Annotated in this window: 22 protein-coding genes and 1 riboswitch; of the genes, 6 read left to right on the top strand and 16 right to left on the bottom strand. The window is 58.7% G+C overall.

Translation table 11 applies throughout. The features are described from left to right. Nucleotides 1–58: 58 nt before the first annotated feature. The 7 genes from FFV09_RS15010 to FFV09_RS14980 form a co-directional block, all read right to left on the bottom strand. Entirely contained in the window at nucleotides 59–2,047 is a 1,989-nt protein-coding gene (locus tag FFV09_RS15010) for a helix-hairpin-helix domain-containing protein (RefSeq protein WP_141448581.1), read from the bottom strand. Continuing rightward, nucleotides 2,044–2,832 (bottom strand): PP2C family serine/threonine-protein phosphatase, encoded by a 789-nt coding sequence (locus FFV09_RS15005; protein ID WP_170315041.1) that lies wholly within the window; start codon nucleotides 2,830–2,832, stop codon nucleotides 2,044–2,046. Before FFV09_RS15005 ends, FFV09_RS15010 begins: the two co-directional genes overlap by 4 nt. Then, a complete protein-coding gene (locus FFV09_RS15000) occupies nucleotides 2,832–3,503 on the bottom strand; it encodes a vWA domain-containing protein (protein WP_141448579.1) in 672 nt (223 codons plus the stop codon). Before FFV09_RS15000 ends, FFV09_RS15005 begins: the two co-directional genes overlap by 1 nt. An 81-nt stretch (nucleotides 3,504–3,584) precedes the next feature. Then, nucleotides 3,585–4,277 (bottom strand): pseudouridine synthase, encoded by a 693-nt coding sequence (locus FFV09_RS14995; protein WP_141448578.1) that lies wholly within the window; start codon nucleotides 4,275–4,277, stop codon nucleotides 3,585–3,587. 167 nt (nucleotides 4,278–4,444) lie between these two features. Beyond that, complete coding sequence (locus tag FFV09_RS14990; RefSeq protein ID WP_337190062.1) at nucleotides 4,445–4,723, bottom strand: NifU N-terminal domain-containing protein; 279 nt, start codon at nucleotides 4,721–4,723, stop codon at nucleotides 4,445–4,447. Between the two features lie 96 nt (nucleotides 4,724–4,819). Further along, the gene (locus FFV09_RS14985; protein ID WP_141448577.1) at nucleotides 4,820–5,317 is read right to left on the bottom strand and encodes a CYTH domain-containing protein; all 498 of its coding nucleotides are present in this window, start codon (nucleotides 5,315–5,317) and stop codon (nucleotides 4,820–4,822) included. 173 nt (nucleotides 5,318–5,490) lie between these two features. Continuing rightward, the gene (locus tag FFV09_RS14980; RefSeq protein ID WP_141448576.1) at nucleotides 5,491–5,646 is read right to left on the bottom strand and encodes an aspartyl-phosphate phosphatase Spo0E family protein; all 156 of its coding nucleotides are present in this window, start codon (nucleotides 5,644–5,646) and stop codon (nucleotides 5,491–5,493) included. A gap of 350 nt (nucleotides 5,647–5,996) precedes the next feature. Then, a riboswitch (cyclic di-AMP (ydaO/yuaA leader) is annotated at nucleotides 5,997–6,135 on the top strand. Nucleotide 6,136: 1 nt separating this feature from the next. Between FFV09_RS14980 and FFV09_RS14975 the strand changes: the two genes are divergently transcribed. Further along, entirely contained in the window at nucleotides 6,137–6,607 is a 471-nt protein-coding gene (locus FFV09_RS14975) for a C40 family peptidase (protein ID WP_141448575.1), read from the top strand. Nucleotides 6,608–7,075: 468 nt separating this feature from the next. Then, nucleotides 7,076–8,794 (top strand): ABC transporter ATP-binding protein, encoded by a 1,719-nt coding sequence (locus FFV09_RS14970; protein ID WP_141448574.1) that lies wholly within the window; start codon nucleotides 7,076–7,078, stop codon nucleotides 8,792–8,794. A 136-nt stretch (nucleotides 8,795–8,930) separates the two neighbouring features. Here the strand turns inward: FFV09_RS14970 and FFV09_RS14965 are convergent, their stop codons facing one another. From FFV09_RS14965 to FFV09_RS14950, 4 genes are all read right to left on the bottom strand, one after another. After that, nucleotides 8,931–9,512, bottom strand: coding sequence for an HNH endonuclease (locus tag FFV09_RS14965; RefSeq protein ID WP_170315040.1), 582 nt, complete (start codon nucleotides 9,510–9,512; stop codon nucleotides 8,931–8,933). Nucleotides 9,513–9,610: 98 nt separating this feature from the next. Beyond that, the gene (locus FFV09_RS14960) at nucleotides 9,611–10,879 is read right to left on the bottom strand and encodes an AAA family ATPase (RefSeq protein WP_141448572.1); all 1,269 of its coding nucleotides are present in this window, start codon (nucleotides 10,877–10,879) and stop codon (nucleotides 9,611–9,613) included. 20 nt (nucleotides 10,880–10,899) lie between these two features. Beyond that, complete coding sequence (locus FFV09_RS14955; protein WP_141448571.1) at nucleotides 10,900–11,349, bottom strand: NUDIX domain-containing protein; 450 nt, start codon at nucleotides 11,347–11,349, stop codon at nucleotides 10,900–10,902. A gap of 634 nt (nucleotides 11,350–11,983) precedes the next feature. Further along, on the bottom strand, nucleotides 11,984–13,696 hold the full coding sequence (locus FFV09_RS14950; protein ID WP_170315039.1) for a methyl-accepting chemotaxis protein: 1,713 nt from the start codon (nucleotides 13,694–13,696) through the stop codon (nucleotides 11,984–11,986). A 246-nt stretch (nucleotides 13,697–13,942) separates the two neighbouring features. On the opposite strand from FFV09_RS14950, the gene FFV09_RS14945 reads away from it, so the two are divergent. From FFV09_RS14945 to FFV09_RS14930, 4 genes are all read left to right on the top strand, one after another. Further along, nucleotides 13,943–15,661, top strand: a complete 1,719-nt coding sequence (locus tag FFV09_RS14945; RefSeq protein WP_141448569.1) for a cellulase family glycosylhydrolase — start codon at nucleotides 13,943–13,945, stop codon at nucleotides 15,659–15,661. A gap of 151 nt (nucleotides 15,662–15,812) precedes the next feature. Continuing rightward, nucleotides 15,813–16,922 carry an aminopeptidase gene (locus tag FFV09_RS14940; protein ID WP_141448568.1) on the top strand — a complete coding sequence of 370 codons (1,110 nt, stop codon included), beginning with the start codon at nucleotides 15,813–15,815 and terminating at the stop codon, nucleotides 16,920–16,922. Between the two features lie 205 nt (nucleotides 16,923–17,127). Then, nucleotides 17,128–18,822 (top strand): cellulase family glycosylhydrolase, encoded by a 1,695-nt coding sequence (locus FFV09_RS14935; RefSeq protein WP_141448567.1) that lies wholly within the window; start codon nucleotides 17,128–17,130, stop codon nucleotides 18,820–18,822. Between the two features lie 184 nt (nucleotides 18,823–19,006). Then, on the top strand, nucleotides 19,007–19,417 hold the full coding sequence (locus FFV09_RS14930) for a DoxX family protein (protein WP_141448566.1): 411 nt from the start codon (nucleotides 19,007–19,009) through the stop codon (nucleotides 19,415–19,417). Between the two features lie 165 nt (nucleotides 19,418–19,582). Here FFV09_RS14930 and FFV09_RS14925 read toward each other — a convergent pair whose 3' ends face one another. The 5 genes from FFV09_RS14925 to FFV09_RS14905 all read right to left on the bottom strand — a co-directional run bounded on the left by FFV09_RS14925 (nucleotide 19,583) and on the right by FFV09_RS14905 (nucleotide 23,747). Further along, the gene (locus FFV09_RS14925) at nucleotides 19,583–20,197 is read right to left on the bottom strand and encodes a DUF2087 domain-containing protein (RefSeq protein WP_141448565.1); all 615 of its coding nucleotides are present in this window, start codon (nucleotides 20,195–20,197) and stop codon (nucleotides 19,583–19,585) included. Nucleotides 20,198–20,280: 83 nt separating this feature from the next. Further along, entirely contained in the window at nucleotides 20,281–21,636 is a 1,356-nt protein-coding gene (locus tag FFV09_RS14920; RefSeq protein ID WP_141448564.1) for an MFS transporter, read from the bottom strand. Between the two features lie 12 nt (nucleotides 21,637–21,648). Then, complete coding sequence (locus FFV09_RS14915) at nucleotides 21,649–22,002, bottom strand: DUF2087 domain-containing protein (RefSeq protein WP_141448563.1); 354 nt, start codon at nucleotides 22,000–22,002, stop codon at nucleotides 21,649–21,651. Between the two features lie 180 nt (nucleotides 22,003–22,182). Then, entirely contained in the window at nucleotides 22,183–23,055 is an 873-nt protein-coding gene (locus tag FFV09_RS14910; RefSeq protein ID WP_141448562.1) for a hypothetical protein, read from the bottom strand. A gap of 116 nt (nucleotides 23,056–23,171) precedes the next feature. Beyond that, nucleotides 23,172–23,747 carry a hypothetical protein gene (locus tag FFV09_RS14905; RefSeq protein ID WP_141448561.1) on the bottom strand — a complete coding sequence of 192 codons (576 nt, stop codon included), beginning with the start codon at nucleotides 23,745–23,747 and terminating at the stop codon, nucleotides 23,172–23,174. Nucleotides 23,748–23,937 lie beyond the last annotated feature (190 nt).

Here is a 23,937-nt window from a genome sequence, read left to right as displayed (position 1 = left end):
GCTTGGTCGATCTTTTTGGGTGCTGCACGGAGACGCGCCGCATTATACTTCGCGCGGCCTAGAGCGCCTGCAAGTCCAGTTCGGCCTGCGCCAGCGCCCGGGCCGTCCCGCCCGCTTCGCGCAGCGCAGCTTCCTGCTTCGCGCGAATGCCCGAGCTGATCCGCATCAGCTCGGCCGGGCCGGCCGACAGCCGCCGTTCCAGTTCGCGCGTCCGGGCTTCGACCGCCCGTTCCACGGCGAGCACTTCCGCCTGCGGCACCCGGCCGAGCACCGGGTCGAACGCGAAGCGCCGTTCCAGGCGGTCGCGCCACGCCAGCAGCATGCGCGTATTGGCCGGACCGAAGCCGGGCACCCGCGCCAGACGCTGCGTCTCGACTTCCAGCGCCGTCTCGATGCCGAACAGCGCAAGCGTCGCCCGGCGGCCCGGGCCGATCCCGTCGAGCTGGGCCTGCTCGATCCGCTGCCGGCGCAGATACGCCTGAAGCTGCAGCGTGCGCTGCTTGTTCTCCAGGCGGCGCAGCTCTCCCGCCCGGAAGCTCTCCAGATCGAGGTACTCGCGCCTCGCCTGCTCCAGCTCCCGCAGCTTCCCGGCAAAAGCGCCGGAGCGCCCGGCGTCGCGGTACCGGCGCGACAGCTCTTCCCAGCGGCCTCTAAGCTGCTCGCGTTCATCCGACCGTGTCTCGCGCAGTCTGCGCCGCCCTCTGCCTGCCGCCAGCAGCAGCAGATTGAACCCGGCCCATCCGCCGACCGTCAATATCCAGAAGCCCGGCAGGAAGATCCAGATGCCCGCCGCCGCGGCCAGCGACAGCAGCGACAGGCCGCCCCGCCATTTGCGCCGCCGCAAATACGCGGCCACGGGCCCCGACAGCTGCGAAGACTGCGACGCCGGTTCCGGCAGCGTGCCGGCCTGCGGCGGCTGCGGCACGCGCTGGATCTGCATCCAGACGACCGGCAGCTGGAAGTTGGCCGCGGCGCCGGCAGAACCGCCCGCCTGCGCGGAGGCGCGGTCTCCCGCCGAGCCGTGCGGCGCGGCATGCGACGGGCGAAACAGCAGTCCGCCCGTCGCGGACTCCATCGCGCACCACGGACAGGAACCGACCTGCGACGGATACTGGTGCCCGGGGTTGCGCGCGCAGGAAGAGAGATGCCCGCCCATCTCCTGCAGCGCTTCGATCCACTCCTGCGCCTCGGGCCGGCGCGTCATCGATTCCTGCGCGAAAGCGCGCACGAACAGTGCCTGCACGGCCGGAGGAAGCACCTGCAGCGGCAGCGAGCCCGGAGGCGGCTGCATCTGCCGGGCCGCCGAAGCGGGACCGTACGCGAACCGGAATTCGCGGATTGCCCGCTCGATCGGCATGTCGCCCGTGCCGGAATATTTGCCCGCGAACGGATGGCGGCCCATAAACAGCAGCATGAAGATGAAGGCGGCCAAGCCGAAGTTGTCGTGGTTGCGCGTGCGCACGACGCCGCGAAAAGAAGTGACGCCCTGAAGTTCCGGCGGCATATACATCGGAATGCCGACGTCGCAGCCGAAGCGCGTGCCGCCGGACTGCACCTGGAAGCTGTCGCAGTCCAGCATCAGGATCGTCGCCTGGTCGGTGACGTAGAAATTGCTGTGGTTGATGTCTCCGACGACATGGCCGGCTTCATGCACGGCCGCGAAAGCGCGCGCCAGATTGGCCGCGGTATGTACGAGGAACGAATAGCCGGCCTGCGGAAATTCCGTCAGCCGGGTCTTGGGGCCGTATAGTTTGTGGATTTCTTTGCCGCTCAGGCACGGCATGAGGAAGCCGATGATCCGCCGGCCGGCGTCGCGCAGCACGTCGACGGGCCACACCGTAAACCGCAGCAGCCGTTCCGTCTTCAACCGGACCATCGCTTCGATCTTCTCCTGCTTGTCTTTGGGCAGCGGCTTGTGATACACCTTCGCCACCAGATCGGACTGCCCGACTAACTCGAACACCGATCCTTCCCCGCCGCGGCCGAGCTCCCGGCCGAAGACCACTTCCGCCCCGCTGCCGTTCACGATCCGATCGGCCCGTTTCATGGCGTGCCTTCCGGCGGCGCCAGCCGGCTCGCGAGAACGAGCGTCTTGTCGTCGTCCGTCCGCTCGTTTACCCGGCCCGAATCGAGAAAAGCGTGCAGCGAATCACCGTAGCGGCTCTGATCCGCCGCTTCCAGCCGTCTCAGCACGGAGAAAAAAGGACGGAAAAACGGCGCATGGGCGCTGCGGGTCTGGTAATGCAGCGCCAGACGCTGCAGGCCGTCGGTAAATACGGCGATCTCGCCGTACTGCCGGCCCGCGTGCAGGCTGTGCTGCAGCACTTTCTTGGCGCTGCTCTGCGTCGCGAAGTAAGTCATATTCTCGTATTCGCCCTGCTGCGGCCAAAATGCCCACATGTAGTCGTCCTCCTTCTCCGAAAATACGATCGCGCCGTCGCCGATCTGAATAAATACCGCCGTGTCCCCGCTCACGACCGCCGCCAGAAACGTACAGGCGAATTCGCGCGAGCGGCAGCCCGCTTTGGCCGCGCGGGCGCGTACGGCCCGCTGGAACCGGGACAGCCACGCTTCGCAAAATTCGCGCGTCAGCTGTTCGATCCGCCCGCCCCGGCCGAAATGCCGCTCAAGCGCGTCGGCGAACATCGTGCAGGCCAGCTCCGAGCCTTCTTCGGAACGCGAAGCGCTGCCCGCCCCGTCGGAAGCGGCCGCAAGCAGCACCTCTTGCGCGCCCGAAGCCGCAAACGTCCGGCACAGCGAAAAGTCCTGACAAGGCTTGTCCGTCTTGGCGTGCGACGTGCCGCGCACGGAAGCGTTCGCGTACTTCCACATCAGATCAGCGCCCATCCTTCCGGCGTAGCCGGATTTTCCAGCCGGATCTGGTCGCCCGGCGCCGAATGCGACACCGAATTCAGCGAATTCGACAGCCAGGAGAACAGGTCCGCGAAGCGCAGTCCTTTGAGCTTGAGCGGCGCCCTTGTTGCGATCTGGTTCAGCACGTTCATGTCGGCGTTCTCCACGCCGACCGCGAAGAACATGAACGACTTGGCGGCTTCGCCTGCGCGCACGAGCGAAGCGGCACGCTGCCAGTCGTCGGTCGGGGCTCCGTCCGTAATAAGGAAAATCCACGGCCGGTAATAGGAGACGCCGTTTTGCTTATACACGTTTTTGCGGTCTTCAAGCATCGCGACCGCTTTCTCGATTGCCGCGCCCATCGGCGTATTGCCGCTGGCCGTCAGCATCGGCGGGTAGAAGTCGTCCGGCGTGCCGAAATCGGACGTCGCCTGCACCGGGCCGAAGCTGACCACGGCCAGCTCCACCCGCTTGACCGACATGCTGTCGGTCATCAATTCTTCCTTGAACGAAGACAGTCCGCGGTTCAGCTCTTCGATCGGCTGTCCGCTCATCGAATACGAAGTATCCAACAGCAAAATGCAGGGACATCTAGGCTCCGGGTTTTCCGCGAATTCCGCGGCAAACGGTATCTGGTCGAATTCAAACATCTCAAGCAGCCCCTTCATCTGTAATCGCGGCGAAGATCCGCCGCTCCTTCTATTCTTGCAGCGCCTTGTTCTTGCAGCGCCCTAGTCCTGCAGCGCCGCCAGCAGCTCGCCGAGTTCCTGCGCGCCGAGCTCCCGCCGCTGCCCTGTCTCCAGGCCATCCAGCCGCACGTTCATGATCCGCTCGCGCCGCAGCTCCAGCACCCGAAAGCCGAGTTCTTTGCACATGCGGCGAATCTGCCGGTTCAATCCCTGCGTCAGCACGATGCCGAACGTCGATTCCCCGATCCGGTAAGTCCGGCAGGGCAGCGTCACCGTGTCCATGATCGGCACGCCGCCGGCCATCCGAAGCAAAAATTCGTCGGTCACCGGCTTGTCCACCGTCACGACGTATTCTTTTTCATGACCGTGTTCCGCGCGCATCATTCGATTCACGATGCCTCCGTCGTTGGTCAGCAGGATCAGGCCTTCGGAATCTTTGTCGAGCCGGCCTATCGGAAAGATCCGTACCGGGTAGTCCATATAATCGGCGATGTTCCCGGCCACGCCCGGAGCATGGGTGCATACGATGCCCCGCGGCTTGTTGAGAGCGAGGTACACCGGCTCCGCCTTGGGCGGAATAGGCAGCCCGTCGATCGTCACCGTATCGCCGGGAAGCACGTCGGCGCCGGCGGCGCACGCTTCCCCGTTGATCGCGATACGCCCGGCGGCGATCAACCGGTCCGTCTCCCGCCGCGAGCAGTAACCGCTCTCGCTCACGTATTTGTTGATGCGCATGCTCGTCCAACTTTCGTCTTCTCTATTGTAATAACCGGAAGCCGGCTGTTTGACTTCATTATAGATCCAAACAAAAACGTCTCCCGACCCGAAAGCGAAACCCAATGCCGTCGGAGGAGACGTTCGTCGATCAGGACGTCAAGGCTTCGGCAAGCGAAACCTGCGTCCTATGGATATACGCGTCGGAACGCTTCTTCGACCTGGGGCAGGATATCGTCCCAGCTTGCGTCCGGCAGTTTGCTGACCGTCACGAAGTCGCGCATGCCGAAAATGTTGTCCACGCCGTCGATTTCGACGAGCGCCGCAGCCAGCGGATGCTCGCTCGGCTCTCCCGCTTTGACCGACGTGCTTTTGGGACCTTCGAACAGAACGGAATCCGCTCCGACCCGAACCGAATTGGGATTAGGCGTTTGTTGAACATGAATTTGAACCGTGATAGTCCTCACCTCTTTCGTAAATTTGTCCGCCGGAAAGCGGACGAATTGGCTCTATTGTAACATATGGCCGCCCTGCGGCGCCGACTCTTTCGAAGCGGCCGGGCCTCAAGCGCGGTTTTGCAGTTCTTTCCACACTTTTTTGTTGCTGTATTCGCGCTTGGAACTGATATCCTCGCCGAACCAATCGGGTGGGGAGAACGCCTGCGCGTCTTCGAGCGACCCGAATTCGACTTCGGCCACCGTCAGGTCGAGCTGTTCGTACCGGTCCAGTTCGACCGTGAATCCGTTCCATTCCCCGGTCGTCCGGGTCTTCGTCAGCGGCACCGCTCCCGAAGCCCGGAACAGCTGGTCGTAGATGCTCTCGGTAATGGAGTATTCGATCTCTTCGCGGCTCATGCCGTTGCCCTGCTTGAACGTGTGCGTATATTCAACCTCGCCCGTATCGGCGTCGACCAGTCTGCGCACGCGCACCTCCTGCTGCTCGTCCAGCGCCAGGTAAGTCTGCTCGATCGTCTGCTGCGAGCGGCGCTGGAACGATCCGGCGGCGATCAGTTCTTCCGGCGTGCGATCCAACAAAAATTTGCGTTCGATTTCCGTTGCCATGCGGCTTCCTCCTCGTATGCCCGTATTTTCTTCTATAAGTATACCCCGAAAGATCGGGCCCCCGAAAGCCAAGAAGGCGATTTAACGGCAAACGCAAAAAAGCGCGTAGGCTACGCGCTTGAATAGAACAGTAAGCAGGCAAGCGTTCTCATAAAAAAACTTCACATGAACCGTCATGCGTTTTTGTAGCGTTCGTATTCGTTCAACCATTCGTCCAGCTTCTGCGACTGCACCAGCACCCGCTGATCGAGGAAACCGTATTCGTCGGCCAACTGATGGAGAATTCGACGCTGCCTTTCCATCTCATCTTGAATATCTTTGTTGTTCATCTCCAGGCCCTCCCGCTCGAGTCCTCTATACCATAAATCGGTAAAACAGCACCAATCCAAGAGATAAAATCCCAACATTTTAAATAATTTTTTTTGCGCACAGCTATTGCCGAATACGACGAAACTGCCGAAAAAGAAATATCAAACGCTGTTCGTTCGGGCTTTGCGAAACCTTCCGTACCGCCAATTGTAACAAATACGTGCGTTTTTCCCAGCAATAATTACAAATTTGTCACTTGTGTTTCGTTTTCAGCCTGTTATAATCATGCGATGTCGATAAGTTTTTTATGTTTTAAAGGAGCGTTTGACAAACCGATAGTCAGTAAGGTAGAGTATCAATAGTTACAAAATATTAATAAATGCCGAATTTCTTAACGCAAGAAAACGGGGGAACCATTTCGGGTGAATTATTCTTGTTTCAGAGGGAGTATAGGGAAATTCCTACCACCGAGCCCTTAGCTAACTCCGTAGGCATCAGGGGGAAAAATTTTTGAAGAAGCTTGTCATTTCCGTATTGGGAGCAGCCATTTTGTTTACGTCGGGGGCCACAAGTACATATGCCGCCAGCTCCGCACCACTTAACGCCGCAGTAAGTCAAGTCTCGGGCACGCCTTACAAATACGGCGGCACGACGACCTCAGGTTTCGATTGTTCCGGATTCACCCGATATATTTTCAAAAAGTTCGGCGTTTCGCTGGCCCGTACGGCTGCAAGCCAGGCTCAGCAGGGCACGACCGTATCCAAGTCCAATCTCCGCGTAGGGGATCTCGTCTTCTTCAACACGACGGGACGCGGAATTTCGCACGTCGGCTTCTACGTAGGCAACGGCAAGTTTGCCAATTCTTCGAGCAGCAAAGGCGTCAGCATCGCAAGCCTGTCCAATTCGTATTGGGGCAAACGCTACGTGACCGCCAAGCGCGTGACAAGCGACTGGTCTTACGGTCAAATGGTCCAGAGCTGATTTTCTCCGCACGTCTTCGTCTTCATCAACTCTCTCACATTCATCACACCCATATTCGCTTCAATCAACATCTTCCATTAACCCGTTCCTTCCGGCGCACGAGCCGGGGAACGGGTTTTATCGTCTCCGGGGACCGTTCCTTTTAATCAGATACTACATAGACGGACAGTCCGCCGGTTTGGTTGCATTTTCCGCGAACTTTTTTTGAACTTTTTTTCGATTTTGCCCTAACGGGCTTTTTTTGCTATAGTGAACCCATCTTTCCAAATGGGGTGACGAGGAGAATGTTCTGCCGCATCGTTCGAAGTAGCTAAGGATCGGGCCGGATCAAAACGCGTACCGGCTATCAAGGGGGCTCTCTGCCTTCTGATCGCATCCCTTGGTTTTACCACGATGATGCTGGACGGAACCTTCTCTTTTTGCTGCGTCCGCAGCGACTCATTCCCTTTTTGGAAGGCGGTTTTTGGTGTGTTAAAAAATAGCGTGTCCCTGTTCAAAAAACAAATCGTGCTGTACGTGCTGCTCGGCTTCGCCCTGCAGTTCGCTTCGGCTTACGGCATTCATACGTTTCAACGGCTGATCGACCGGATCTCGCTCTCCTCCGGCCTCGGCCAGTTAGGCAGCCTGCTGCTGCTCTACGGCGTGCTGCTCGGCGCGTGCGCCCTGCTGAACTACGCGGCGGAGTACCCGCAGACCCAGCTGCCGCGCGGCCTCACCGAGAAACTCAAGCTGCTGGCGCTCACCCGCCTCTCGAACATGGATTACCGCGCCTATCGCGATCTGGGCACGGGCGAGCTGATCCAGAGCATCGAGAACGGAGCGCAGGCCGGAGCGGGCATCGTGTACGGCTTTTACCTGCGCATCCTGCACGAACTGCTGCCGACGCTGCTGTTCAGCCTCCTGTTCATCGGCTTCTACAGCCCCGGCATCATGCTCGTCATCGCGGCCGGTTACGCGGTCGTGTTCTTGTTGACCCGCCTGCTGCTGCGCTTCCTGTATTCCATCAAGGCTTCGCTGCTGGCGAGCCAGGAGAACCTGTCCCGGTATTCGGTGCGCGGCTTCATGGAACTGGTCGTATTTCGCCTGAACCGCCGCTATCCGGACGAGATCCGCAAGCTGAACGGCATTACCGACGACATCGTGCGCAAAAACGTGCAGATCCGCATGGTCCACGAATCTTTTTTCGCCTTGTTCGAGCTTCTGATCATCGGCGTCAAAATCGTCGTGCTGGCGCTCGGCATCCGGCAGATCGCCGCCGGCGAGTCGACGATCGGAACGGTGCTGGCGCTGCTGCTGCTGATCGACAAAGTGTATTCGCCGATCGCCATTTTCAACGTGATCTACGTCAATTACCGGCTCGACCGATTGGCTTACGACCGCTTCGAACGGTCGCTTGATGCGCCGGAAGACCGCAATCTGAACCGCGGGCGGCAGGTGGAGACGCTGCGGGGAAGCATTCGATTCGAACACGTATCGTTTCGCTACGACGCGGACCGTCCCGCCCTGCTGCGCGGCGTCTCGTTCTCCCTGCCCGCCGGCTCGTCGACCGCGATCGTCGGGCTCAGCGGCAGCGGCAAATCGACTCTGGTCAAGCTGCTGCTCGGCCTGCTCAAAAAAGAATCGGGACGGCTGACGATCGACGGCTTCGACATCGACGAACTGTGCCTGGACAGCCTGTACGCGCGCACCTCGTATATTTCGCAGGATGCCCCGATCTTCGACGATACGCTGCGCGGCAATCTGGCGTTCGACGCACCGGCCGACGAAGCCGAGCTGCTGCGCGCGCTCGACGACGTCAGGCTCGGCGACAAGCTGCGCAGCCTGCCGGAAGGTCTCGACACGCCTGTCGGCGAGCGCGGCATGAAGCTGTCCGGCGGCGAGAAGCAGCGCCTCGCGTTCGCCCGCGTGCTGTTCCAGCGGCGGGACCTCGTCGTGTTCGACGAGCCGGTCTCGGCGCTCGACAACATCACGGAGCGCCGCATCATGGAGACGGTGCTGGACCGCTTCCGCGGCCGCACTTTGATCATCGTCGCCCATCGTCTGCACGCGATCCGCAGCGTCGACCGCATCTTGCTTATGCGCGGCGGCGAACTGGTCGATCAGGGCCGCTTCGAGGATCTGCTTGCGCGCAGCGCCTATTTCCGGGAGCTGTGGAGCAAGGACGGAGACGTCCAGGCGCACGGTTGAGCGGTCGGGAGACGGCTTTGTAAGGCGTAGGGTTTATGGATTACGGCTTATGCAAAAAAAAGCGGTTCCTGCTCGTTGGATACGAGCGGGGACCGCTTTTTGGTGCGGGGTTGGCGGGTTTTTGAGGTTACGCCGGTTAGTCGCCGACTTCGAACAAATCGCCGAATTCGATATTTCGTTTGGGGTTGTCCCGAATGATCCATCGTTTAAAAGACGTGAACGGAGAAGTTTTCTGCAACCCGTATCCGATCTTCCGTCTCAAGCTTCGCATCTCTTCTTCGTCTCCGTGCTTTTTGGCTTCCAGGTATCTGCGCAGCTGCTGCTGGAATTGATAAATCTCGGCATCGAGTTTTGACGTTAGATTCTCCGCTTCTTTCGTCTTCATCGGAGTCGTCCCGTTGTACACCGCATCGAGCAGTTCCGCAGTCTGCTTGGTTCTGTCGTCCATTCTGTTGGCCACGACCTCGACTTCGGACATCGGAAAAGAATCCAGCTTAAGCTTGATGCTGTCTTCCACCTCGTCGGTTTTGCACGTACAATCCAGAATGTCGCCGTATTTCGCCAATTTGATATTGTTGCAATGCGGGCAAGCCAGAAACAGATTGTTCCAATCGAACTTGAGATCCGCGTCTCCGCGATGCGGAATCCGGTGCTCGATATTGATCGACGCCAGTTCGTCCTGCTCGCAGAGATAACATTTGTTTTTGAAATCGTCCACCAATCGATCCAGTACGTCCTGTTGATTATAGCTCCCGGAAACTTTTCGTTTTTCGGAAGCAAGCGAAGCCGGAGCCGGCTGTGATTTTTCGAAAAAGATCAAAGCTGCTCACTCTCCCGCTCCAGTTCCAACCGATCGAACTTGATTTTGACTTCCGGAGCCATATTGTAAGGGATGCTGTCCAGATACATTCGAAGCTGATCCAACGCGACTTCCTCCTGAACGTTCAGATTGCTTTTTTCCGACAAGGCGATATACTCGTTCATTTTCTCTTTGATTTCCTCGGAATACTGTTCCGCCCCGAAATATTTTTCCACGATGCTCTCATACGAATACGCGGAAAAGTCCTGCATCACCGTCCGGTTCTCCAGATCGCAAATGACAGTATCGCCGATTGAATTCAGAACGAACGGCGAGTGCGTCGTCACGATAAATTGAAGCTTGGGGAAAAGCGTCGTCAAAAACGGCAGTATCTTTTTTTGCAGGCTGACGTGCAGATGGGTCTCGATCTCGTCGATCAGAACGACGCCTTGCAGATCGTAGGAGCTGACCTCGTTTTTCTCCATGCGCATAATAAGTTCGGACACGATCTCCAAGTACGCGGTATGACCGGCGGAAAGCGCCGTGAAATCGAAAGGTTCTCGCTTGCCTTCAAGCCTCAGCACGAAATTGAGATTGCGGGAATTGAATTCCAACTTCAGCTTTGGGTCTTCGAACAGCTCGCGCAGCTGCTCCTGCAGCCTGTCGAACCAGCCTTGGATTCGATCGGCCTCTGCCTGATCTCCGCCCGTCATCGAAAAGGCCTGCTGCGTTTTCAGATATACCAGATATTGAAGAAAAGTATCGGCTACTCTTTCGCTGGGCGCATAGGCGTCTTTGAAGTGAATTTTGGCAATCGCATCGGGCACTTTCATGGACAGTTGGCGGTTCGCTCCGAAAAAGGCGAGAATAAAGCGGCCGGATTGCGCTTCGGCGACAAGGTGCTGAATTGAAGAAAAGCGAAGCTCCAGCTTGGCGTATTTCTCAAGACTATCCTTGGTGTATTGGATGCTTTCTTCGAACAAATTTATTTGACGTTCATTTTCTATTCCGTCAAAATGCGGACTCCTCAAAAGGGATTTTCGCTTAACTTGTTCAAGTTCTTGCTCAAGCTTTTCTTTCGTAGACTGCCATCTCATCAAGTTTAGAAATTCCCCCGAGTGAATCCCTTCCAGCTGCCACTTGATCCCTTCGAGCACCGAAGTTTTCCCGCTGCCGTTCTTGCCTGTAATCAGCAGATGTGTCCGCTTCTCTTTGGGCAAAGCAATAAGCAGGTTCTCGATATGCCGCACTTTTTTGATCTTGATCTCGGTAACAAAATACTCCATCGTCGCACCCCGTCAAAAAATTATAGTCTTCCCGCCTGCCCATTCAGCCCAACCAACGCTTCTTCCGCCCGCTTCAGGCTGTCGCGGGTCCATTCCGGCACGTCGGGGCGGCGCAGCGCTTCTTCCGTCGTCAGCCATACAAGCTCCGCCACCTCGTCCGGGCTGGCTGCAAAAGCCTCCCCGCTTTCCCAGAAGCAGGCAAAGACCACGTTCACTACCGGCGCGCCGCGATCCGTCACAAAAGACGTGCTGTGCGCATATCTCATGTCCCGTGCGACCGAGACGCCGACTTCCTCCGCAATTTCGCGCCGCAGCGTCAATTCGAGAATCGACGACTCCGCTCCTTGCGTCTCCACTTTGCCGCCCACGAGCGCAAGCGTGCCTGCCGCATGTTCTTCCGCCGCTCCCCGTCGGATCAGCAGCCAGCGCCCGTCTTTGCGAATTGCGCCTTCCACGTTCACGATGAACATATTCGCCGTCCTCCTTTTGTGCATCCGGCTTTGCCGTAATATCCTGCTCTCATTATAAAGGAACAAGGGACCCATAAAAAAGCTTTCGGTCTGCGCGAAAAAAACCTCCGGCGTCCTAAGCGGAAGGCGAGGGTTGCCGGGCAAAGCAGCGCGGCAGCGCAAAGCGGCGTGACAGCGCCGGGCTTGTCTCTGTATAACGCTGTAACGAATCGTAGTCACGCTATTTGCCCTCAAGACCGCTTTTATCGAAACTTAACGAATCGTAATCACGCTATTTGCCGCAAATCGCTTTAAAATGACCGTTTAGCGCTTAATAGGGATGTGACGATTCGTTAGATTGCAAAAGCAGCGAAAAATCGGCACATAGCGATCTGAGGATTCGTTAGCGCTCAATTCATGCGTTTAACTCATGCGTTTAACTCATGCATTCCATTCATGCATTCAGCTGGCCCCCTGCAGTCCCTTAGCCCCGCTGTCCCACTATTTCATCATCTCGCTAGCTCACTCTTCCGCTGTTTCTTCCCCTCGCAAAACAACCCGCACACGCCAAACAAACCCGGCTCTCCATCTGGAGAACCGGGTTTGTTGGAATGGCTAACCTGTCGCCGTCATGCGCCGACAGGTCCGAGCCCGATCAGATCTTGAACTTCTCCACGATGCCGGACAGCGAATCGGCCATTTCCTTGAGCTGGAACGAAGTGCTCTCCATCTCGTTCATCGACGCCGATTGCTGTTCGCTCATGGCGGAGACTTCCTCGGTCAGCGCGGCCATCTCTTCGGTCACGCGTGTGATCTCGTGGATCGAGCGGTCCACGCTCTGCGAACCGGCCGACATCTCTTCGACGGTGCCGGCGACTTCCACGATCTGGCCGCTGAGCGAATTGACGCGCTCGACGATCGCTTCGAAGGCGCTGCCCGCGTCGCTGAGCGACGCGACGCCGTGCTCGACGCTGCCGGAACTGGCTTCGACCAGTTCGACGATCGTGCGAATGCCGCTCGTCATCGCCGTGATGATGCGGCTGATCTCCTGCGTCGAGCGGGACGACTGATCCGCGAGCTTGCGGATCTCGGACGCGACGACGCTGAAGCCGAGCCCGTGCTCGCCGGCGCGCGCCGCTTCGATCGCGGCGTTAAGCGCGAGCAGGTTGGTCTGGCTGGATGTCTCGGAGATGTAGCCCGTGATCGACAGCACTTCGCTCGACCGTTCCGCCAGCTCCGAGACGCTGCCGCGGATGCTCATGAACGCGTCGGCCACGCCTTGTACCTGCACGACGCTTGCCTGGATGCGGCGTTCGCCTTCGGCGGCTACGCCTCGCGTCTCTTTGGCGAGCTCCGCCACGTCGGAAGCGGCTCCCGCCACCTGCTCAAGGCCGGAAGTCGTCTGCTTCATCACCGCGGAAATGTCTTCCGTCTGCGACACCTGCCGCTCCGAACCTTCCGCCACGCGCTGGATCGACGTCGTCACTTCCTTCACGGAACGGGAATTCTCCTGCGCGCCCTGCTGTAAAGCGGAAGAAGCGTTCAGCAGTTCGACCGTGTTGCCCTTGAGGTCGCGAATCATGTCCTGCAGGCTGACCAGCAGCAGGTTCGTCGCTTCGCCGAGATCTTTGATCTCGTCGTTGCTCCGCACTTCGATGCGCTTCGTCAGGTCTCCGCCGGAAGAAGCGATATCGCGGATCGTTCCGGTGACCGCTTTGAGGCTGCGGGACACGCCCGAAGAGATGAACCACGCCAGCAGCACCGACACGATCAGGATGACTCCAAGCAGCACGAACAGCATATTTTTAAGGACCTTGTTGCTCTGATGCATACTGCTTACCCGTTTGTCCGTCAATTCCATCTCCGTGCTGATAAAAGTGCTCACCAGTTGATTGAATTCCGTCATGTCCTTCTTGCCGGGATCTTCCGAGAAGAACCGGTCCAGTCCCGCCTGGTTCCCGGTGCGCTTCATCGCGATCGTCGCTTCGCCGGCGATCTGGGTCCAGTTCTCGATCTTGCCTTTGATCTCGTTCAGTTTTTCCTGCTGGGCGGGATTGTCCGAGAGCAGGGCGTAGAGTGCTTCGTAATTTTCGGCCCAACCCGTTCTGCCCGTCTCGTAGGGTTCCAAATATTTCTCGTCGCCGGTGATGATGAATCCCCGCTGGCTGTTCTCCATGTCGCCGACATATCTTCCGATCAGGTTGATGCGTTCCTGCACCTCTATATCGTGACCCGCGATAAAATTCATTTCGCTTTCCAGTTTGTCGATCTGACTGCGCACGACCAGGATCGCGGCCGCCAAGAGCACGATGACGAGCAGGTACCCGATTGCTATTTTGGCTCCAATATTGAATCTGAATCGTTTCATCCCGTTTGCACGCTCCTTATTTTGAGAAAAACCCTTCGTATATTTGTTTATCGGAAAAAAACCCTCAAAAATAAGCCCCATCTTTATTTCAATATTCGAACGTTTTTCTCGAAGAAACGATTTTATTTTCTAAAAAGTCCCTTTTCGATAACGTTTTATGTTCACGGGTCTTTTAGTCGGGTAAAAGATAAAGCGGTTACAAGAAATTGGGCCGCGCATCCATTTCTACATACCAAGGAGGCCTACATGTTCAAAAGACGCTTTAAGCCCGCTTTTTCCATGCTGCTCGCCGCCCTTCTTCTGCTGACGCTGCTGCCTGCAGCCGCCGGCACCGCTTCCGCGGCCGAAAATCCGCCGAAGAGCCCGATGCAAACGTACGTCGATCGCATGCAGCCCGGCTGGAACCTCGGCAACACGCTGGATTCCGTCGGAGCCGACGAAACAGCCTGGGGCAATCCGCGCGTCACGCGCGAGCTGATCAAGCAAATCTCCCGCCAGGGCTTCAACAGCATCCGGATTCCGGTGACCTGGGATAACCATGTCGGACCGGCGCCGGAGTACAAAATCGATCCCGCCTACCTCGACCGCGTCGCGGAAGTCGTCGGTTGGGCCCGCTCCGAGAACCTGTACGTGCTGATCAACGTCCACCACGATTCGTGGGTCTGGATCAGCAAGATGGAGAGCAATCACGACGAGACGCTCGCCCGCTACAACGCCATCTGGAAGCAGATCGCGGACCGCTTCAAGAACGAATCCGACAAGCTTTCGTTCGAGAGCGTCAACGAACCGCGCTTCACGGACGGCGGCACGACGGACGAAGCGAAAGCCCAGTCCATGCTCGACGAGCTGAACCTGTCGTTCCACAAGATCGTGCGGGATTCGGGCGGCAAAAACGCGACCCGGCCGCTCGTCCTGTCGACGCTTGAAGCTTCGCCGTCGCAGGAACGGATGGATGCACTGTACAAAACGTTCGAACAGCTCAAAGCCGACAAAAACCTGATCGCCACCGTGCATTACTACGGATACTGGCCGTTCAGCGTAAACGTTGCCGGCAAAACGACGTTCGACGCGGAGACGCAAGACAATATCGTGAACACGTTCGACGACGTGTACGAGACGTTTACCGCCCGCGGCATTCCGGTCATTCTGGGCGAGTACGGCCTGCTCGGTTTTGACCAGGGCCTCGACGTGATCGAACAAGGCGAGAAGCTGAAATTTTTCGAATTCCTCACTTATTATTTGAAGGAAAAGCATATCGCCGGCATGTGGTGGGATAACGGACAGCATTTCAGCCGGACCCAGTACAAATGGTCCGATCCCGAACTGTACGAGATTATCCGTTCCGGCCAGAACCAGCGCTCCGCCGTGGCCGAATCGGACCTGATCCAACTGCGTCAGGGCGAGAAGATCGCGGACGCCGTCGTCCAGCTCCAGCTGAACGGCAACAAGCTGACTTCGCTCAAAGCCGACGGCAAGCGCCTGACGCGCAACAAAGAGTATACGCTGAACGGCGAGACGCTGACGATTCCGGCAGCGACGCTTGAGCGTCTGACTTCCGGCGGCAAGCTCGGCGTGAATGCCGTGCTGACAGCCGGCTTCACCAAAGGCCCGGACTGGAACTTCTACCTGACCGTGCACCAAACGCCGGTATTGAGCGCGGCAAGCGGCACGACGACCGATTTCGCGATTCCGACCGTCTTCAACGGCGACAAGCTCGCCACGATGGAAGCGGTCTACGTATCGGGCGGCAGCGCCGGTCCGAACGACTGGACTTCGTTCAAGGAATTCGGACGCACTTTCGATCCGGATTATACGGCGAACGAGATCGTTCTGACGCAGACGCTGCTCGACACGCTGCGCGATAACGATCCGGTCAAACTCACGTTCCATTTCTGGAGCGGAGACAAAGTAACGTATACCGTGACCAAGACCGGCACAAGCGTAAGCGGACAGCCGACTCCTTAATCTTTTTCAGGCAAAGCGAACGATCCCCCGTCCGCTTTCAAGCCGCCCCAGGCCGGATATCCGGTACGGGGCGGCTTTTCTTTTGGCACAAGACAACGCGCCGATTTTGCTTTATGATACAAGCAGAATTCGTTACGGGAGGACCCTACAGATGACAGACCCCAGATTACAGCGGCTTGCCCGCACGGTCGTACACTATTCCGCCAGCGTGCAGCCCGGCGAGAACGTATTGATTCGCGCGCTCGACGTGCACGATGCCGATATACTCGCGCCTTTTATCGACGAGATCCACGCGGCGGGCGGACACGCTTTTGTCGACGTCAGCGATTATGCGGTGAACCGGCGCATGATGCTCGGCGGAACCGAAGCGCAGTTCCGGCTCGACGCGGCGTTCAAATTGGAACAGATGCAGCGCATGGACGCGGTAGTACTCGTGCTCGGCGAGAACAACGTGTTCGAATACGCCGACGTGCCGGCTGCCAAGCGCGACGCGTACCGCAAATGGTACAAACCGGTGACCGACGAACAAACGAAGAAAAAGTGGATTTTGTTCAATTATCCGACGAAAGCGTACGCGCAGCTCGCGGAGATGAGCACGGAATCGTATGCGCAGTTTCTGTACGATACGTGCACGATGGATTACAGCCGGATGTCCGCCGCGATGGACCCGCTGGTCGAGCTGATGAACGCAACCGACCGCGTCCGCATCGTCGCGCCGGATACGGATTTGTCTTTTTCCATCGCCGGCATGAATGCGGTCAAATGCGACGGCAAGGTCAACCTGCCCGACGGCGAAGTGTACACGGCTCCCGTCCTCGATTCGGTCGAAGGCACGATCACGTTCAATACCGGAGCTTCCTACCTCGGGCAGAACTTCGGCAGGGTGTCGTTTACGTTCGAACAAGGGAAGATCGTGTCGAGCCGCAGCGACAACGACGACAAGTTGAACGAGCTGCTCGATGCCGACGAGGGCGCGCGCCGGATCGGCGAATTCGCGCTCGGCGTCAATCCTTACGTCAACCGGATCATGAACGATATCGGCTTCGACGAGAAGATCAACGGCAGCCTCCATTTCGCGCTCGGACAAGCGTATGCGAATGCGGACAACGGCAACCGGTCGGATATCCACTGGGACATCGTGCTGCTGCTCAAAGAACCGTTCGGCGGCGGCGAGATTTATTTTGACGACATGCTGATTAGCCGGAACGGACGGTTTGTCGCGGAAGCGCTGCTCGGATTGAATCCGGAGAACCTGACATAATCGAACCGCGCGGCCGCAAACATCCTGCATTTTGCTTCCCAGAACGGCCCCCTGCGGGCCGTTTTTGTCAATCTCCGATTTTCGCATGAATTCATGACGGATTATAGGGGTGTTTCCAAATTTTTGAATATGTTATTTTAGTATCAAGCAAACGCTTACATCTATATTCGGCGTTTGAAATCCCTTATCGAAAAGGAGTTCATTCATGCGAAAAAGAACGATCAAGCCGCTGGCCGCTTTGGCGCTCGCCGCTGCTTTGCTGCTCTCCCTGCTGCCTGTCTCCGCTCCGGCATCCGCCGCCGCTCCGCAAAGCGCGATGCAATCCTATGTGGAAGCGATGCAGCCCGGCTGGAACCTGGGCAACTCGCTCGACGCCGTCGGCCAAGACGAGACCGCCTGGGGCAACCCCCGCATCACCAAGGAACTGATCCAGAATATCGCCGCTCAAGGCTATAAAAGCATCCGGATTCCCGTCACCTGGGATGCCCATATCGGCGGCGCGCCGAATTATACGATCGACGCCGCCTACATGAACCGGGTCAAGGAAGTGACGCAGTGGGCGCTCGACGCCAATCTGTACGTCATGGTCAACGTGCATCACGATTCCTGGGTCTGGCTGAGCAAGATGGAGAACAACCGCGATCAGACGCTGGCCCGATACAACGCCGTCTGGACGCAAATTGCAAACGCCTTCAAAGGCAGCTCAAACAAGCTGATGTTCGAAAGCGTCAACGAACCGCGCTTCACCGACGGCGGCACGACCGACGAAGGCAAGCAGCAGGCGCTGCTCAATACGCTGAACGATTCGTTCCACAAAATCGTGCGTGACTCCGGCGGCGGCAATACGGCCCGTCCGCTCGTCATCTCGACGCTGGAAGCGTCCCCGTCGCAGGAACGCATGACGGCGACGTACAACGCGATCTCCAAATGGAACGACAAAAACATTATCGCGACCGTCCACTACTACGGCTTCTGGCCGTTCAGCGTGAACATCGCCGGTTACACGACGTTCAACGCGGAAGTGCAAAACGATATTACGACCACGTTCGACAACGTCTACAACACCTTCGTGGCCAAAGGCATTCCGGTCATCGTCGGCGAATACGGCCTGCTCGGCTTCGACAAAAACACCGGCGTTATCGAGCAGGGCGAGAAACTGAAATTTTTCGAGTATATCGGCCATTACCTGAAGCAGAAGCAGATCGCTACCATGCTGTGGGATAACGGTCAGCACTTCAGCCGCACGACCTACAAATGGTCCGATGCCGACCTGTTCAACGTCATCAAAGCTTCCTGGAGCGGCCGTTCGGCCACCGCTTCGAGCGATTTGATCCACGTGAAAAAAGGAGCCGCCGCGCAGGACAAAAGCGTGACGCTCAACCTGAACGGCCGCACGCTCTCCTCGCTTAGCGTTAACGGCACGACGCTGCAATCCGGCACCGATTACACGCTCAGCGGCAGCGCCCTGACGTTCAAAGCGTCGCGCCTGTCCCAGCTGACGTCTTCCGGCACGCTCGGCAAAAGCGCCGTGATCACCGCCAAGTTCAACGGCGGCGCGGACTGGAAATTCAACGTCGTGCTGTACCAGACGCCGAAGCTGTCGAACACAAGCGGCACAACGTCCGCGTTCTCTATTCCGACCGCGTTTGGCGGCGACCAGCTCGCGACGATGGAAGCCGTCTATGCCGGCGGCGGCAATGCCGGCCCGCAAAACTGGACGTCTTACAAAGAGTTCGAGACGGCGTTCACGCCGACGAGCGGCGCGATCAAGCTGCAGCCGGCCTTCTTCGCCGAGACGAACGACGGCAGCGTGAAATTGACGTTCCATTTCTGGAGCGGGGAAAAAGTGACGTACACGATCACGAAAAACGGTTCGAACGTCACCGGAACCGCTTCTTAAATCCACTTCATCCGCAAGCGTGTCCGCCAATCAATGGCGGATGCGCTTTTTTTCGCGTTCGGCCTGCGCCGAAATGCGCGGAATCGGCGTACGCGGGAGCCGGCCCGGGTAATACTTCTTATTCGCAGCGTCTGAATACCGACTCCCTTTTCCCGACTATCCGACCGACAAGGAGCTGAATGCGATGAACGACCGCAATCCCCCGACTACCGTCCCGCGCACGATCGGACGGATTCTGTTCGCGCTGCTGTTCGTGGCCGCGGGCATCTATCATTTTCAGGAAACGATCGGCTTTGCCGCCATGCTGCCCGACTTCGTGCCGCTGCGCAAAGAGTTGATCTGGGTTACCGGCGTGGTGGAATGGATCTTGGCGATCCTGCTGTTCGTGCCGCGGATCCGCAAGCTGATGGGCATCGTCATCTCGATCTACCTGGTCCTCATCTTCCCGGCCAATATCTATTCGGCGATTATGAACATTCCGATGCCGGGCCAACATTACACGCCGCCGATCTATCTGTGGCTCCGCCTGCTCGTGCAGCCGCTGTTCATCTGGTGGATTCTGTGGGCAACCTGGCCGCCGAAAAACAAGCGTTAAGCTTGCGGCGAACCGGTAGGCGACGCATGTTTTCGTGGCCGTCCGCACAGAAAAAAAAGAAGCGTCCGGGGGAAGTGGCCCGGGCGCTTCTTTTTTTGATTTTTTACCGAGCCGCTTCTTCGCTTTTATTCAAGAAAAGCTCTCCTCTTCACGCCGCTTCATCGCTCACTTCAACGTCTCCCACCGCGCCCACAGCTCCGGCGGGTTCAGTTCGTAGATGCCGTCCGCGCGGAACATGTACTGGTGCATCACGAATTCCCGCCGCAGCGTGGCAAAATCTTCGTGGAACGAGCGGATGAAGTCGTTGATCTCCCGCTCTTCGTATGGGCGTCCCGGCTCCAGGCGCTTGACCAGCTCTTCGAGCACGATCAGTTTCTTTTTGAGCTGGGCGGGGATGCTTTTGAGGCGGCCGTCCGGCGTCAAAAAAATTTTCAGCACGGAAGCGCGCAGTTTGGCCTGCCGTTCAAGTTCCGAAGGCTCGGCTTCGGCGGCTTCGCCGTCCGCGCCGCGCCGGTAGATCAGCTCCGCCGTGGCCGAACCGCTGCTGCGGATAAAATAGTCGTCGAGCGAAAAATAAATCGTGTTCTTGTCCCGGCGTTCCCGGATCAGGCTCGCCGCCCGCAGCTTCGCCGCATGATGCGTAATGGTCGCCGGCGTCACGCTCAACCGCCGGGCCAGCGCCTGGCCGTTCAGTTCGCCTTCGCGGAGCAGGATCAGCATCCGAATCCGCGTCGGATCGGCCAGCGCCTTGTGGTAAGCGACCAGTTTCTCCAATTGCATGCCAACCGCACTCCTCTCGGGTCATTGTTGTCTGTCCCAATTGAAGCACGAATTCGGCGGCGGAAGCAAGCCGGGGGACGGCTTTAGCTTTTTGGGGGAGCCGCCCCGAGCGCCTGCGCGTTCAGCCGCCGGCGCAGCGGCAGCAGCCGCAGGGCCGGAATACAGGACAACACGATCAGCACGCCCGCGCCCAGACCGATCGTGCGCGCCGGCAGCCAATCGAGCAGAATGCCTGCGGCCAGCATCGAGACGCCCATCGTGACGTTGGACAACGTCTCGTTCAGCGCGAACGCCCGGCCGTGCACCCGCTCCGGGATCGCGCTCATCATCAGCGTGGCCAGCGCCGCATTCGCGATCCCTCCGCCGAGCGTCGCCAGCAGAATGAATGCCGCGCCGACTATGAGGTTCGGCGCGGCGCTGACGCCGATATGCGCCAGTCCTTCCGCGGCGGCGCCGGCGATCACGGCCTGCACCGGCCAGCGTTTGAACGACGGCGCCAGCAGACCGCCAAGAATAAAGCCGATGCCGAGCGAGCCGTACAAAATGCCGACTCCCCGGTCGCCCGCCGCGAATACCTGATACCCGTATACGCTGATCAGCACGTTGATCGCGCCGCCGCCGATCGGCCAGGCGATCGACTGGATCGCCACGACCTTCATCAGCGCCGAGCGGCGGAACGTTCGCCAGAACGCCGCATTCTCGCGCTCGCTTGGCGCCGGCTCGCCGGCCTTGATCGCGCCTGACCCGGCATCCCGGGCCGCCGATACGCCCGCTCCAACCGACGCCGCCGGCGCCGCGCCCGCAACGTCGCCCTCCCCGGCTTCGAAAGCCAGGCGCGTGCCTTCGACAGAACCTGCCGCGTGAGGCTCCGGCATCTTCCAGATCAGCAGCCCCGACAGCAGGAACGTCAACGCGTTCAGGATGAACGACCCCTGCGGGCCGAACGCCGCGCTGGCCGCTCCGCCGAGCATGGCGCCGAGCGTCATGTTCATGCCGCCCAGCGTCTGGTCGAACGCGTTGGCCGCCGGCAGATTACCCGGGCTGACGATCCGGGGAATCAGCGACTGCCGGGCCGGCAGCGACAGCGCCGAGAAGACGACGAGGCCGACCGTCGCGGCGTAGGCGATCCAGATCCGCTCCGGCGTGTCGACCCACAGCAGCGACAGCGCCAGGCCGATCCGGGCAAAATCCGAGACCAGCAGGATCTTTTTCTTGCTGCGCTTGTCGGCCAGCAGGCCGCCGATCGGGCCCATGACGAGAAACGGCAGCGTTCTCGCCGCAAGCGTAATGCCGACGGCCATGCCGGAGCCGGTCAGCTGGAGCAGCAGGCTCAAGATCGCCACGCTGCTGAACCAGTCGCCGATGCCGCTGACGAAATTGGCCGCCGCAAGTTTGCGGTACGCCGGCTCTTTTTTCCATAATTCCAGCAGTTCGCCCATCTCTTCGCCGCCTCAGGACAGGTCTTCCCAGCGCCGGGCCGCCGACAAGGGATTGCGCTTGTAGACTTCGTCGCTGCGCGACATGAAGCCCTGTACGATAAATTCCCGCCGGATCGTCGCGTAATCGTCATGCACGAGGCGGATAAAAGCATTGATCTCCGATTCCGGGTAGGTTCGTTCCATTTCCAGCTGTTCCACCAGATATTCCAGCACGATCAGTTTTTTCTTGAGCTGCGCCGGGATGTTTTTGAGCCGTCCTTCCCGATCGAAAAAACGGCGGATGACCGAGTCGCGCAATCGGGTGTCGGGGTCCTGCTCGAAGTTTCGGTTGGCGTCCTGCTGGAAGTCTGTTTTGGGCTGCGTCATGGGGCTGCCTCCTCGTTTTTAATTTAACATATATCTAATTAGTTAAATGCTAAATTAGATATTACCGGGGCAGCGCCCGCTTGTCAACGCAAAAAAAGCGCGACCGCATCGCGGCCGCGCCTTAAACTTGATTTTAAGATTCTTTTTAAAGCCTCTTTTCAAACGTTTTGTCCGTCAAACTCAAGCTTCCGGCAGCAGCATCCGCCAGAACTGCCAAGCGGCGATATACTCGTCCAGCTCGGCCGATCCTTCCGCGGCGCGGACGCCCATCGTGCAGTAGACGCGCAGCAGCGCTTCCTGCACCAACCGCTCCTGATCCACCGTCTGGCTCGTCAGCTGCGCGTACGCTTCGAACAGCACTTCCAGCGACAAATCGTCCGGCGTCGAGCAGAAAGCCTGCACCAGATCGTACAGCACCGGACCGGCCGTCGGCCGCGGTTCGATAACGCCGACCAGTTCCTTGCTGCGGAACACCAGATTGCGCGCGTCGGTATGGCCGTGCAGCAGGTATTTGCCGCCCGCTTCCGCCAGCGGCTCCAGCAGCAGCGCCACGCGTTCGCAATCTTCCGCCGGCTGCAGCCCGCCCAGATTCTCCCGCGCTTTGGACAGTTCGCGTTCGTTGAACTCGCTCCAGGACGAACACGGCTCCGTCAAGCGGCCCCATTTGCCTCCGGCTTCGTCCGTCTCGTACCGGTTCAGCAGCTCGGTCACGAGCAGCGGCAGCCAGGCTTTTTTGGACCCGCGCGCTTCCCGGCTCTCGCCTGCCGTGCCGTCCACGTAAGGCTGGACCATATATCCTTTGACCGGATCGGCATACAGCAATTTCGGCAGCAGCGGGCTGTCCGGGTAGGCTTTGTACAGCTGCTCGGACATGGCGACGTTCTCCGGCGTATCCATACGCAGCGCGTATTTCGGTTTGCCGTCCGCGGTCAGCAGATACGTGCGTTTGCCGTCTTCTTCGCTCTCCGGTTTGTCGCGAAGTTCAACCGTTTCTATAATGCCTTTCATAAACAAATGCTGGATCGTGGCGTAAATGCGTGGTGCGAGCGTCATTTCTGTTTTTCCCCCTATATTGCGTAAATGCTTGGCCGCCTGTAAAAGTCAACTGATGTAGTGTACCACGCGGCGGGGGCGTTACAAAAGGGCTTTGTAGGACAGCGCCGAGCCGATCACGCAAAATACTCGGGATAAAACTTCGGGCACAGGCAGTGCCGGTCGTTCAACGGAGGATCGATCGCCCGCTCCGCCAAAAAGCCAAGCCGGGCTTCGATCGCTTCGACGGACTTGACCGTGCGCGGCGTGACGTCGAACGGTTTGTCCGCATCCGAGATCGTGATGACCAGCCGGCCGGGCCGGACCCAGACGTGGGCGGGCAGGTTGAACAGCTTCAGGTGGCCGGGCTGCTTGAGGTTCGGATGATCCTGAATACGGAACCGGTCCGCCGCGGCGCTCGCGGCGTCTGTCTCGGGCAGCGTCTCAAGCGCGATGCCGAGATGGGCGCACGTCTCTTCGAGCGCTTCGAGCGAAGGCACGCGGAACGCGGCCATCAGCCGGTCCCGGTCGCCGGTCTGGTCGGCATTCGCGCGGCAGAACCGGAACGTGTGCAGCCGGCGCGCCCACTCTTTCAGTTCAAGCCGGGGATGCGTCTCGTAAAAATAGCGAAACCAAATTTCGTCCTGCTCTTCTTTGGTCGGCACATGGCGTTTGGGCTGCTTCTTCTCCGGTTTGATAAACAATCTCCACATGGACGGTCCCTCCCGCTGCTTTGGATGGAAACGGTCCGGGCAGGCGCTCCCGCCTCCGATCCGTCTTCTTACCGTTATTGTACCCGCTGGGCAGGCGAAAGGTAGAGCTTTTCGGGCTTTTTTTGCGAAAAAAGAAAGCTCTCCCCTCTCTCCGGCATTGACCGTCGCACCGGGTCGGCGTATTCTGGTC

The organism is Saccharibacillus brassicae (assembly GCF_006542275.1).
Taxonomy (GTDB): domain Bacteria; phylum Bacillota; class Bacilli; order Paenibacillales; family Paenibacillaceae; genus Saccharibacillus; species Saccharibacillus brassicae.
The sequence above is the reverse complement of the archived record's forward strand: the minus strand, read 5'-3'. Positions and strand labels throughout refer to the sequence as shown.